The 12,596-nt window shown below is 72.5% G+C and carries 11 protein-coding genes; 4 read left to right on the forward strand and 7 right to left on the reverse strand.

Going from position 1 to position 12,596, the window contains the following annotated elements; all coding sequences use genetic code 11:
• Nucleotides 1–2 precede the first annotated feature (2 nt).
• Complete coding sequence (locus tag LUW87_RS08920) at nucleotides 3–980, reverse strand: NAD(P)-dependent alcohol dehydrogenase (RefSeq protein ID WP_430300534.1); 978 nt, start codon at nucleotides 978–980, stop codon at nucleotides 3–5.
• Nucleotides 981–1,317: 337 nt separating this feature from the next.
• On the opposite strand from LUW87_RS08920, the gene LUW87_RS08925 reads away from it, so the two are divergent.
• Nucleotides 1,318–2,046: a TetR/AcrR family transcriptional regulator gene (locus LUW87_RS08925; RefSeq protein WP_232670791.1), complete on the forward strand. Its 729-nt coding sequence runs from the start codon at nucleotides 1,318–1,320 to the stop codon at nucleotides 2,044–2,046.
• A gap of 64 nt (nucleotides 2,047–2,110) precedes the next feature.
• The gene (locus LUW87_RS18775) at nucleotides 2,111–3,307 is read left to right on the forward strand and encodes a CapA family protein (RefSeq protein ID WP_283250876.1); all 1,197 of its coding nucleotides are present in this window, start codon (nucleotides 2,111–2,113) and stop codon (nucleotides 3,305–3,307) included.
• Between the two features lie 173 nt (nucleotides 3,308–3,480).
• On the opposite strand, the gene LUW87_RS08935 is transcribed toward LUW87_RS18775, so the two are convergent.
• The 3 genes from LUW87_RS08935 to LUW87_RS08945 form a co-directional block, all read right to left on the reverse strand.
• Nucleotides 3,481–3,843: a nuclear transport factor 2 family protein gene (locus LUW87_RS08935; protein WP_232670792.1), complete on the reverse strand. Its 363-nt coding sequence runs from the start codon at nucleotides 3,841–3,843 to the stop codon at nucleotides 3,481–3,483.
• Between the two features lie 309 nt (nucleotides 3,844–4,152).
• On the reverse strand, nucleotides 4,153–6,522 hold the full coding sequence (locus tag LUW87_RS08940; RefSeq protein WP_232670793.1) for an esterase-like activity of phytase family protein: 2,370 nt from the start codon (nucleotides 6,520–6,522) through the stop codon (nucleotides 4,153–4,155).
• Between the two features lie 243 nt (nucleotides 6,523–6,765).
• The gene (locus LUW87_RS08945) at nucleotides 6,766–8,379 is read right to left on the reverse strand and encodes an Ig-like domain-containing protein (protein ID WP_232670794.1); all 1,614 of its coding nucleotides are present in this window, start codon (nucleotides 8,377–8,379) and stop codon (nucleotides 6,766–6,768) included.
• A gap of 157 nt (nucleotides 8,380–8,536) precedes the next feature.
• On the opposite strand from LUW87_RS08945, the gene LUW87_RS08950 reads away from it, so the two are divergent.
• Together LUW87_RS08950 and LUW87_RS08955 are read left to right on the forward strand one after the other, a co-directional pair.
• A complete protein-coding gene (locus tag LUW87_RS08950) occupies nucleotides 8,537–9,067 on the forward strand; it encodes an SRPBCC domain-containing protein (protein ID WP_232670795.1) in 531 nt (176 codons plus the stop codon).
• A gap of 1 nt (nucleotide 9,068) precedes the next feature.
• Nucleotides 9,069–9,749 (forward strand): TetR-like C-terminal domain-containing protein, encoded by a 681-nt coding sequence (locus LUW87_RS08955; RefSeq protein ID WP_232670796.1) that lies wholly within the window; start codon nucleotides 9,069–9,071, stop codon nucleotides 9,747–9,749.
• A gap of 133 nt (nucleotides 9,750–9,882) precedes the next feature.
• On the opposite strand, the gene LUW87_RS08960 is transcribed toward LUW87_RS08955, so the two are convergent.
• From LUW87_RS08960 to LUW87_RS08970, 3 genes are all read right to left on the reverse strand, one after another.
• On the reverse strand, nucleotides 9,883–10,785 hold the full coding sequence (locus tag LUW87_RS08960; RefSeq protein ID WP_232670797.1) for a carbon-nitrogen hydrolase family protein: 903 nt from the start codon (nucleotides 10,783–10,785) through the stop codon (nucleotides 9,883–9,885).
• Complete coding sequence (locus LUW87_RS08965; RefSeq protein WP_346742428.1) at nucleotides 10,782–11,174, reverse strand: VOC family protein; 393 nt, start codon at nucleotides 11,172–11,174, stop codon at nucleotides 10,782–10,784. The genes LUW87_RS08960 and LUW87_RS08965 overlap by 4 nt, the downstream gene beginning before the upstream one ends.
• A gap of 135 nt (nucleotides 11,175–11,309) precedes the next feature.
• Entirely contained in the window at nucleotides 11,310–12,527 is a 1,218-nt protein-coding gene (locus tag LUW87_RS08970; RefSeq protein ID WP_232670890.1) for a polyhydroxyalkanoate depolymerase, read from the reverse strand.
• Between the last annotated feature and the right edge of the window lie 69 nt (nucleotides 12,528–12,596).

Below are 12,596 nucleotides of genomic sequence, written 5' to 3' on the forward strand. Positions count from 1 at the left end.
GCTCAGGGCTCGATGACGACCTTGCCCCGCACCCGGCCGGCGGCGAGGGCGGCCATGGCGTCGGCCACCTCGTCGAGGGCGTAGGTGCGCTCGACCGCCGGGACCACGGCGCCGGACTCCACCAGGTCGCGCAGGGCGTCGAGGTCGGCCGCGTTCTCCGAAGAGAGGAAGGTGCCCATGGTCTGGCTCACGAACGGCGACCACAGGGTGGCCAGCAGCTGGCGCTGCATGCCGCCGAGCACCTTGGCGCCGGTCTCGGAACCCACGATCACCAGCCGTCCCGAGCGGGTGAGGGCCCGGCGCAGGTCGCGCAGGCGCCGGTGCCCACCGGTGTCGATGACGGCGTCGTAGCGCACCGACCCGTCGAGGGCGTCGGTCGTGGTGTGGTCGACCACGTGGTCGGCGCCCAGGGCCCGCACCAGGTCGACCTTGGACCCGCTGGCCACCCCGGTGACCTCGGCGCCGAACGCCTTGGCGATCTGCACCACGTAGGAGCCGACGCCTCCGGAGGCGCCCATCACCAGCACCCGCTGGCCGGGCTGCACCTTCGCCCGGTCGCGCACCGCCTGCAGGGCGGTGAGCCCGGAGACGGGCAGGGCGGCCGCCTGGGTGGCCGAGACGCCGGCGGGCGCATGGGCCAGCTTGGCGACCGGCACCCGGGCATAGGCGGCGAAGGTGCCGTGGCCGAGGCCGAAGACCTCGTCGCCGACGGCGAACCCGGTGACCTCGCCGCCCACCGCCACCACGGTGCCGGCCACGTCGAGGCCCAGCTGGGGCTCCTTGGGTCGGCGGATCCCGAACCCCATGACCCGCATCAGGTAGGGGCGACCGGCCATCAGGTGCCACTGGCCCCGGTCGAGCCCGGCGGCGCTCACCTGCACCACCACCTCGCCGTCGGCCGGCTCGGGGACGGGGAGGGCGTCCACCTCCACGGTCCGGTGCGGGTCGAGGTCGTAGCGGTGGCGCACCACCGCGGCCATGGTGGCCGGGAGCGGCTTCGGCTGGTCGGTGGGCACGGTGCGGTCCTCTGGGGCGTCGGCGATGGTGGGGGCCACGTCGGACGGGGAGTCCGTGACGGTCGCGCGGTCGGCGGGGGCGGTCACGCCGTCGATGGCGCTGGTCGCCCCGTCGATGGCGCTGGTCGCGCCGATGGCCGGGCGCCGCGTGGCGACGGTGGCGGTGGCGGTGGCGGTGGCGGTGGCTCTGGTGTCGGTCATGGTGGCAGCTCCGTTCTTGACGTACAGCGTATGCTTACGACGTACGTAAACAGAACACGTACACTGTACGTCTGTCAACCCCTACTCGTGGAGGTCCCCGATGGCCGGCACCGAGCCGAGCGACGCCGCCGCCCCGAACCCGCCGCCCCGCACGACCCGCACCGGCCGGCGAGCCGGCATCGACCGGAACCAGATCGTGGTCGCCGCCCTCGCCCTGGCCGACGAGCACGGGATCGACGCGGTGAGCATGCGCAAGGTGGGCGAGGCCGTCGGCGTGGAGGCCATGAGCCTCTACAACCACGTGGCCAACAAGGACGACCTGCTCGACGGCATGGTCGACGCCGTCTTCGCCGAGATCGAGCTGCCCGACCTCGACGACCCCGACCTCGACTGGCGCACCGCCCTGCGCAACCGGGCCCGATCGGCCCGGGCGGCCATGCGGCGCCACCCCTGGGCGGTCACCCTCATGGAGACCCGAACCTCACCCGGCCCGGCCACGCTGCGCCACCACGACACGGTCCTCGGCACCATGCGCCGCAGCGGCTTCTCCCTCGCCCTCGCCGGCCACGCGCTGGCCCTGCTCGACGCCTACGTGTATGGCTTCGCCCTCGAAGAGATCACCCTGCCCTTCGACGAGCCCGCCGGGACCGCCGAGCTGGCCGCGGCCATGCACGAGGCGCTGCCCGCCGACGAGTTCCCGTACCTGGCCGAGTTCACCGTGCACCACGTCATGGTCCCGGGGTACGACTTCGCCGCCGAGTTCGACTTCGGTCTCGAGATCGTGCTCGACGGCCTGGCCCACGCCTTCGCCGCCGACACCAACGCCTGACGGCGGCAGCCCAGCCCCGGGGCATGACGGTGGCAACGCGACGCTGCTCGCTACGGTCGTCGCCATGCGGCCTCCCCCATCCGACCGACGCCGACCCGGGCGGGTCGCAGGTCGGACCGGCGCGCTGCTGGCCGCCCTCCTCCTCATCGTGGGGGCGGCCTGCTCCTCCGATGCGAGCACCGGGGCCCCGGCGGGCACCACGCTCGGCGCTGACCAGACCGCATCCACCGCCACGTCGACGACCCCGCCGACCACGGCGACCACCACGACCACCGCGCCGCCCCCGCGTTCGCTGAGCCTGCTCACCACCGGCGACCTGCTGTTGCACATGCCGGTGCAACGCCAGGCCCTCGCCTACGGCGGCGGCACCTACGACTTCACCCCGATGTTCGCCGACATCGCCGACGAGATCGCCGGGTCCGACTTCGCCATCTGCCACATGGAGGCACCGCTCTCGCCCGACAACCAGGGCCTGTCGGGGTACCCGATGTTCCACTCGTCACGCGACATCGCGGACGCCGCGGCCGCGGTGGGTTTCGACGCCTGCTCCACCGCGTCGAACCACTCGCTCGACCAGGGACCCGCCGGGGTGGTCGCCACCCTCGACCAGCTCGACCGGGTGGGCCTGGGGCACGCCGGCACCAACCGTTCGGCCGAGGAGGCCGCCACCCCCCGCCTGCACGACGTGAACGGCGTGCGCCTGGCCCACCTGGCCTACACCTACGGCACCAACGGCATCCCCGTGCCCGCCGACCAACCGTGGCTGGTCGAGCTGATCGACATCGACACCATCCTCGCCGACGCCGCCACGGCCCGGGCCGCCGGGGCCGAGCTCGTCGTGGTCGAGATGCACTGGGGCGACGAGTACGTCCACCTGCCCAACGCCACCCAGCGGGCCCAGGCCGCCCAGCTGCTGGCCTCGCCCGACATCGACGTGCTCATCGGCCAGCACGTGCACGTGGTGCAGGCCGCCGAGCGCATCGGCGACGAGTACGTGGTGTACGGCACCGGCAACCTGCTCTCCAACCAGGGGGCTCCGGCCACGCCGACGGCCAGCAACGACGGCGTGCTGGTGCACGTGGATCTCACCGAGAACCCCGACGGCACCTGGTCCCAGGCGGTGCGCTACACCCCCACGTACGTCGAGCGCGGCCCCTTCGTCGTCCGGCGGGCCGCCCCCGGGTCGGACTCCTACCAGCGCACCGTCGCCGCCCTCGGCGGACTCGGCCCCGGCACCTTCGACGGCACCCCCACCTCCTGAGCCCGGCCCCCGGTGAGACGGGAACACGTTCCGTCGGTGAGACGGCCCTACAGGCCCCGACGCGGCAGCCGGGCGGCGAGACTCCGCGGTGAGACGCACGAGCTCGGCCCGGCGAGCGCACGACCCACTGCACGGGCGGGACCCGATCAGATCGAGGGCTGATCGACCCCTGATCAGACCGGTGTCTGCTGGTGCACCACCAGGCGCCACCGACCGTCCACACGGCGGTAGCTGCTGGTGAACAGCGCCGTGTACGAGCCGCCGTCGCGCTGGGCGGTGGCCCGGTAGGCGACCACGGCGGAGGCGTCGCCGAGCACCAGCACCCGCTCGTCGGCGAACTCGAACGACGTCCACGGTGCGTCCTGCATCGAACGCACCAACTCGGCCCGGTCGTCGATGACCATCCCACCCGGGAGCAGGAAGCACACCTCGTCGGCGAGCACCTCCCCGTAGAACGTCGCCGCCGCCTCGCCCCCGCTCGACAGCGCCACCCACCCGTCGCGTTCGAGCCCCAGCACCTCGTCCTCGATCCCCATGCGACCCAGTGTGGCTCGCGGCGGCGGGGCCAGACGCCCACACAGGCCCGTGCCCGGATCCGATCCGATGGCACCGCTCCAGCGGTCGACCGCGACCAGGGACTGGGCGCCGTGGACGAGCCGCCGTCGCTCCGGGCGGTGGCGCGGTCGTCGCTCGTCCTCGACTGGCGATCCGCCACGTGCCCGTGGCGGACGCGGCAGGGCCCGGGCGCTGGAGGTCGCCCGGGCCCTGCCACCCGCCGGGTGGACCCCCGCAGGGGTCGCCGCCGCCGACCGCGTCGTCGCGGTCGGCGGCGGCCCCTGGGGGGTTCAGTCGAGGCCGAAGGCCTCGGAGACGTCGCCGAGGTCGACGAACACGGTCTCGCCGTAGTTCTCGTCCACCCCGTCGTTGTCGGTGACCATCAGCACCCGGCCGTCCGCGGTGACGGCGAGGCCCTCGAGCTTGTCGGGCACCGCGATGCTGGCGGCATCGAGGTCGGCCAGGACGTCGCGCAGCAGCGTCTTGGTGACCACCGGCAGCGGCTGGCCGTGCTCGACGAAGGCCGTGGCGGCCACATCCACCGCGTAGATGCGCTTGATCCGGGCCTCCTGGCCCAGCTGGTTGTCACGCTCGACGATGGCCACCCGGCCGTCGGGGAGCACGGTGATCTCCGACAGGCCCACCCAACCGCCGGCCGGCGACTCGACCGGGTCGAGCTGGTAGGCGGCGAAGGCCCACGTGCCGGTCGCCACCTCGTAGCGACCGATCTTCACCTGGCCGGCGGCGTCGTCGGCCCAGCTGCGCTGCACGACGGTCCACACGACCTCGTCGCCGCCGGCCTCGGTGCCGGTGACGGCCACGCCCTCGAGACCGCTGCTGGTGGCGTTGCCCACCAACGACGCGGGCAACGCCACCGAGTCGAGCACCGCGCCGGTGGCGTCGGTGCGCACCAGCAGGTTCGGGCGCGAGCTGCCGGGGTTGACCCGACCCTCGCTGGCCAGCCAGAAGCCGCCCTCGGGGCGCACGGCGACGCCTTCGAGATCGAAGTCGCCGGTCAGCTGGTCGGCGACGCCCACGCCGCCGACGGCGATGCGCTCGGTGATCACCGCCGGCGAGGAGCTCACGTCCACCCGGTACAGCCAGGACTGGGCCAGGAAGGAGTCACTGACCGCCCAGGCCGTGCCGGCGTCGTTCGGGTCGCCGGCCAGGCCGGACATGGCCACCCACGGGATCGGCGTGCCGGCCCCCTCGTCGCTGCTCACCAGCTGCGGGTAGGTGGGCGCACCGGGACGGAACAGGGTGATGAAGGGGCGAGCGGAGAACACGTCCTCGGGGTCCTCGTCGAACCCGTCGACCTCGGCGGTCACCACGAAGGTGCCGTCGTCGGTGAGCAGCATGCCCTCGGGGCCCATGCCGGTGGGCAGCATCTGCACGAACTGCGGCGTGCCCGAGGTGACGTCGTAGACGCCGACCACGTTGGCCCGCTCGGCGCCGACGAAGAGCAGCGTGCGACCCCGGTAGTGGCCCACGGCCAGCCCCTCGGGCTCGGCGCCCTTGTTCTCGGACCGGCCCTCCGGGTAGTGGCCGTGGCGTACCACCAGGTGCTCGAAGGTGTTGCCGCTGTCGTACTCGACGGTGCCGTCGATGTTGAACAGGGTGAAGCCGCGGCTGCCGCCCTCCACCCCGTCCTCGTCCTCGTAGTCGCCCTCGTTGGCGGTGACGAAGGTGTCGTGGTCGACCCACTTCACGGTGTCGGGCTCACGACGACGGTCGGTCAGCGAGCCGGTCAGCTCGATCAGGCCGTTGCGCTGGGGGCCCAGCTTCTCTTCGACCGTGTCGATCTGGTCGAGCGACACGGTGCCGGCGCTGAAGTCGTTGATGACGCGGGCCGTGCGCAGGTCGACGATCACCAGGTGGTTGTTCTCCTGGAGGGTGACCACGGCCTGGTTGCGACGGTTGATGTCGACGAACTCGGGCTCGGCGTCGGTCGGGGCGGTGTCGGCCAGCCCGGTGAGGTCGACGGTGCGCAGGCTCCACCGGTTGGGCTGGCCGGCGAGGTCGAGGACCTGCAGCGAGCCGCTGGGCAGCTGCGGGAGGATCCCGTCGTCGAGGTCCTCGTCGCGCTCGTTCTCGATCACGATGGCGCCGTAGCGGCCGCTGGGGGCGATGGCCACCGAGTCGGGCTGGCCGTCGAGCGGGATGGTGCGCAGGATCTGACGGCTGGCGATGTCGATCACCAGCAGGTCACCGCTGGGGTTCACGAAGTCGGTGCTGGTGTTCACGGCCACGAGCGCCCAGCCGCGGTGCACGGCCACGCTGGTGGGGTCGCCGGGGAGCTCCATGGCGCCGAGGGGCTGGGGGTTGGCCGCATCCGAGATGTCGACGAAGCCGAGGCGTCCGGTGAGGCCGTCGGTGTAGATGGCGGTACGGCCGTCGCGGGTGACGTCCACGATCTCGGCCGACGTGGCGGTCATGGGATCGTCGCCGGGGAACAGGTTCTCGGTGATGAAGAACGAGCCGGTGTGGGCGAAGGTCGCATCCGGGCGAGCGGCGTGGGCAGGACCACCCCGCTGGCCGGCGTGGTCGGGACGGGCGGCGGCCACGGGCAGCGTGAGCGAGCCGGCGGTGACAGCGACGACCGCGGTGGCGGCGACGGCGGGGCGGAACCAGCGTCGACGCTGGCCTTGAAGACGGAACATGGGCCTGGACTCCCTTGTCGGTGGACGACGGTGAGTCCACCGCACCCGAATGGCGCCACGGCTGCGCCGACGTGGACGGCCGGCGACGACTCGACGAAGGATCGGCGAGGCACTCCGACGCGGCGCTCCGACGACGACGCGGCGTGGTCGTCGACTCGCGATCCGTCACCCCGTCGCCTGGCGCCCCTCGACCGGCCCGGGCCGCTCAGCTCGCGCCGTGCCGGCTCAACCGCTCGGCGGAGCTCAGCCCGTGAAGCGGGGGGTCACCCGCACCGCGTCGGCCGGGACAGCGCCCCCACCTCGGGTCGCCGCGTCGCCGGCGCCAGCCACCGCCGTGGTGGTGGTCGGCGAGGCGGTGGACGGCGAGGCGGTGGTCGGCGGGGTGGTGGTCGGCGGGGGGTCGTCGGGGCACCCGACGGTGACCTCGGTGTCGAGGATCGCGCGTGCCCCTTCGAGCCAGGTGACGACGACGGTCCGCGCCCCGTCGGCGTAGGGGCCGAAGGTGAGCACGCCGCCGTCGCTGTCATCCACGCCCTCGGCAACCACGACCCCGTCGATGGCCACGTCGTAGGTCTCGACCGACTCGTCGCCGATGGCGACCTCGATGGTGCCGCCGTCGGCGGTGCACACCGGCTCGGCGGCGGCCTGGGGCTCACCCTCGACGGTGATCGTGATGGTGGCCGTGGCCGTCGTGAACCCGTCGGAGACCGTGTAGGAGATCGTCTCGGTCCCCACGAAGCCCGCATCCGGCGTATAGGTGAACGACCCGTCGCCCGCGATGTCCAACGTGCCATCGGTCGCCGAGTCGAACGCGATCACGGCCAGCGGGTCACCGTCGGCGTCGGTGTCGTCGGCCAGCACCCCCTCGCTGGCACCGACGGTGAGCACCTCGCCGGCGTGCACCTCGTAGTCGTCGTCGACCGCTACCGGCGGGGTGTTCACCCTCACCTGGATGGTCACCGTCGCCGACGCCGTCGCCACCCCATCGGAGATCGTGTACGTGAACCCATCGGTGCCCACGAACCCCGCATCCGGCGTGTACGAGAACGACCCATCCAGCGATGGATTCACCACCCCGTCCGTCGCCGACGTGAACGAGATCACCGTCAACGCATCACCATCACCATCGGAATCGTTGGCCAACAACCCCTCACCAGCCGCCACCACCAACGGCGTGTCGGGAGGTGTCAGGTAGAGGTCGTCGAGCGCTGTCGGCGCCTCGTTGGTCACCGAGATCGTCACCGACGCCGACGCCACCTCCACCCCATCAGAGATCGAGTACGTGAACCCATCCGTGCCCACGAACCCCGCATCCGGCGTGTACGAGAACGACCCATCCAGCGACGGGTTCACCACCCCGTCCGTCGCCGACGTGAACGAGATCACCGTCAACGCATCACCATCACCATCGAAGTCGTTCGCCAACAACCCCTCACCAGCCGCCACCACCAACGGTGTGTTGGCGCGCGTCGAATACACGTCGTCCACCGCCGTCGGCGCCTCGTTGGTCACCGAGATCGTCACCGTCGCCGACGCCACCTCCACCCCGTCCGAGATCGTGTACGTGAACCCATCGGTGCCCACGAACCCCGTATCCGGCGTGTACGAGAAAGACCCATCCAGCGACGGGTTCACCACCCCGTCCGTCGCCGACGTGAACGAGATCACCGTCAACGCATCACCATCGGCATCGAAGTCGTTCGCCAACAACCCCTCACCCGCCGCCACCACCAACGGTGTGTTGGCGCGCGTCGAATACACGTCGTCCACCGCCACCGGCGCCACCGCCGCGGCGGGCGCGGCCGCCAGGACCACGACGAGGGCTGACCCCACCAGCAATGCCACGACCTTGCGCATCTGGTCCTCCCCGTGCCCGGTGGCACGACCCTATGACAATCAGCGGGAGCGACGTCGCCTTGACATGCCTATGCCTCTTAGGCACACTGCCTATGAGCAATAGGCAGTAGCGCTCGAGGAACAGGCCCGTCGTACGAGCACCCGAGAGGACCACGTCATGCGCCACCAGATCCGCACCCAGATCGACATCGACGCCACCCCCGACGAGGTCTACGCGGTGGTCGCCGACGTGGCCGCCTACCCCGAGTGGAACCCCACCATCGTCGAGACCGACGGCCACGGGCGCCTCGGCGAGAAGCTCCGCCTGCGCATGCAACCGACCCAGGGCGGGGGCATGACCTTCCGCCCGACGGTGACCGAGGCCGAGCCGGGCGTGGCCTTCGAGTGGCTGGGGCGCCTCGGGGTTCCCGGGCTCTTCGACGGGCGCCACCGATTCGAGCTCACCGACCTGGGCGACGGGCGCACCCGACTGGTGCACGGCGAGTCGTTCTCCGGGCTGCTGGTCCGCCCCCTGCGCCGGATGCTCGACGACGGCACCGCCCACGACTTCGAGGTCGTCAACGCGGCCATCGCCCAGCGGGTGGCCGAGCGGCGCGGTGTGGGCGCGCACCGCCGCCCCGGCCCTGAGGCCCCGACCGGCCGGAGCGCCGACGCCCCCGAACCCGGCCGCGCCGCCGGCCTGGTCTGAGGTGGCGCGCAAGGTCGGTCTCGGCCTCGCCGACGTCGTCGACGCCGCCGCCGCCGTGGCCGACCGCGATGGCCTCGATGCCGTCACCCTGGCCACTGTCGCCACCGCCCTGGGGGTGAAGGCTCCGTCGCTGTACGCCCACGTGGCCGGCCTCGACGGCCTGCGACGCGAGCTCGGGCGCGAGGGCGCCCGCCGCCTGGGTGCGGCCATGGCCGACGCCGTGGCCGCCGCCGACGCGGACGCTGAGGCGCCCGAGACGCCCGCCCGCGCCGCCTCTGCGACCGCCGGGACGACGAGCGGCCATCCACCCGGGCGCGCCAGCCCCGAGGCGGCCCTGCGGGCGGTCGCCGTAGCCTACCGGCGCTTCGCCCACGACCACCCCGGCCTCTATGCCGCCATGCTCCCGGCCCCCGACCCCGCCGCCGAACCCGAGGCAGCGGCCGACTTCGCCACCGCCATCGCCGCCCCGGTCGAGGTGATGAACCGCTTCGGCCTCGCCCCGGAGGCCACCATCGACGCGGTGCGCACGGTACGGGCCCTGCTGCACGGCTTCGTCGACCTCGAGCTGCGCGGGGGGTTCGGCCTCCCCGACCCGGTCGACGACACATTCGCCCATGCCGTCGACCTCGCCGTCACCGCCCTCGGTTCACGGGGCGGGACGCGTCGCCGACGGACCCGCTGAGGGCGCCGACCGCTCGGAGAGCATCGTCGGGCCGTGACCGCGTCAGGGCCGGGTCCGCCACCGGCTCGGGGCGGCGGGCGGCCGGGACCGAGCGGGACAGGGAGCACCCGGATGGCGTCGCCGGCCGCGTCCGTCAGTCGCGCACGACGAGCTCGAGGACGTCGGGGCGCGAGTAGTGACCCGACGGATCGAAGGCACGGCGACCGGCAGCCACCAGCGCGATGTCGAGGTCGGCGGTCACCACCCCGGCCGACCCGGTGAGCGGGCCGTCGACGACCTCACCGCCCGGCGCCACGATGGTGGTGTTGCCCTTCGACATCCAGTCGTCGGCCCCGCCGTAGATCTCGTCGGCTCCCGGGAGGTCCCGGGGCACGTCGCTCCCGGCGAGCAGAGCGGTGACCCCCACGACGTACACCTGCCCCTCCTTGGCGATGTGGCGCAGCGTCGGGACCCACTCGTCGCTGTTGTCCCACGTCGGTGCCAGCAGCACGTCGATGCCCTTGTCGTAGAGCGCGGCGCGGGCCAGCGGCATGTAGTTCTCCCAGCAGATCAGCGACGCGACGCGAACACCGCCGATGTCGACGACGGTCAGCACCGGCCCCTGGCCGTTGGCCCACACCAGCCGTTCGGCCCCGGTGGGCACCAACTTGCGGTGCACACCGGCGACGGTGCCGGCGTCGTCGACGTAGACCACCGAGTTGTAGAGGGTGCCGGACCGGACCCGCTCGGTCACGCCGAGTGCCACCCAGACCCCCGCATCCCGGGCCGCGGCGCACACCACGTCGAGATCGGGGCCGGGCACCTCGACGGACTGGTCCTGGAAGCGGGCGTACCACTCGCCGTCGCTCCACGGGTTCTGGCGCCACAACCAGTCGGGGTAGCCGGGGACGAACGACTCGGGGAACACCACGAGGTCGGCCCCGTCGGCGCCGGCTCGGGTCACGTGCTCGGCCACGAGGGCCAGTGTCGCCTCCCGGTCGAGGTAGGCCGGGGTGGCCTGGACGGCGGCGACGCGCAAGACCCGTGCGTCGCTCATGCCGGGGGCGCGAAGAACTCGAGCGCGATGTTGTCGGGGTCCCGGAACGACAGGCCCGAGCCGTAACCGGCGTCGACGATGCCGCCGTGGTCGACGCCGAGCTCGTCCAGGCGCTCCGCCCACTCCTGAAGCGCAGCCCGGTCCCGGCACGCGAAGGACAGGTGGTCCAGGCCAGGTCGTCGCTCGTCGAAGGCGGCGTCGCTGCTGCCGTCGGGGAACTGATGGAGACCGACGAGCGTGTCGCCGACGGACCACACCACATGCCGGAACGGGCCGGTGTCCTCGTCGAGCGCCGGAGCGGCGTCGAAGAGCCGCTGATACCACGGCACGCTCCGCTCCAGATCGGTGACCGTCAGCGCGACGTGCGTGATCGTCGGGAACACCGGCATGGCTCGACCTCTTCGATCGTCGTCGCGCACGAGCATGACCCATGCCTCGTCGAAAGACCAGGGATTGCTGTTGCCGGCGCCAGGGTGCGAGCCCGGGCGCGGGCGCGCCACCCTGGCTGGGTCGGTCCCGCGCGCCTACTCCCGCGAGGCGATGAGGCTGCGCAGGCGCGGATAGACCTGGCGCTCCCAGCGGCGACCGCTGAACACCCCGTAGTGGCCGACGTTGGGCTGGAGGTGGTGCTGCTTCATGTGGGGGCTCAACCCCGAGCACAGGTCGTGGGCGGCCATGGTCTGGCCGATCGAGCAGATGTCGTCGCGCTCGCCCTCCACCGTGAGCAACAGGGTGCGGTCGATCGCGGCCGGGTCGACCGGGCGGTCGTGGACCCGCAGCTCCCCGCGGGCCAGCTCCCACGTCTGGAAGACCCGCTCGACGGTCTCCAGGTAGAACTCGGCGGTGAGGTCCAGCACGGCGAAGTACTCGTCGTAGAAGTCGCGGGTGGTGGCCGCGGCCGACACCTCGCCGTCGGCGAGGGCGGTGTACAGCTCGAAGTGGCTCTTGAGGTGCCGGCCAGGGTTCATGGCGAGGAAGGCGGTCAGCTGGAGGAAGCCCGGGTACACCCGCCGGCCCGCCCCCGGGAAGCGCCACGGCACGGTGGCGATCACGTTCTGCTCGAACCAGTCGATCGGCACGCTGGTGGCCAGCTCGTTCACCTTGGTGGGGTTGATCCGGGTGTCGATCGGCCCGGCCATCAAGGTGAGGGTGCGGGGCACGTTCGGGTCGCGGGCCTCGGCCATGACCGCGGTGGCGGCGAGGCCCTGCACGCAGGGTTGGCACACCGCCAGCAGGTGGGCGCCCGGGCCGAGCACGCCGAGGAAGCGCACCACGTGGTCGACGTACTCGTCGAAGCCGAACCGACCGGCGGCGAGCGGCACCTCCCGAGCGTTCACCCAGTCGGTGATGTACACGTCGTGATCGGGCAGCAAGGTGACGACGGTGTCGCGCAGCAACGTGGCGAAGTGGCCCGACAACGGCGCCAGCACCAGCACCCGCGGCCCCGGGTCGGGCATCGGCTTGGCGAAGCGGAGCAGATGACCGAACGGCGTCGAGTCGACCACCTCCTCGACGACGTCCACCACCCCGGTGGGGGTGGGCACCGCGTCGATGGCGAACGGGCGTCGCACGTGGGTGAGCTCGGTGTCGGCGAAGACCTCCTGGGCGGCCCACATCGAGCGCACCGCCGGCTGATCGCCGAGCCCGAACGGCAGGGCCTTCAGGCCCCGGGCCGACATGCGGGCCGCCACCCGCATCGGCGCGAGGGCATCGGCGTGGGCCTGGTAGAGCTCGTAGAGCATCGTCACCTGCACGAATCGAGCGACAAGGGACGCCACCGACGCCGGTGGCGCTGGCAGCCTGCCGCGCCA

It is taken from the genome of Rhabdothermincola salaria (genome assembly GCF_021246445.1).
Classification (GTDB): Bacteria; Actinomycetota; Acidimicrobiia; order Acidimicrobiales; family Acidimicrobilacustridaceae; genus Rhabdothermincola_A; species Rhabdothermincola_A salaria.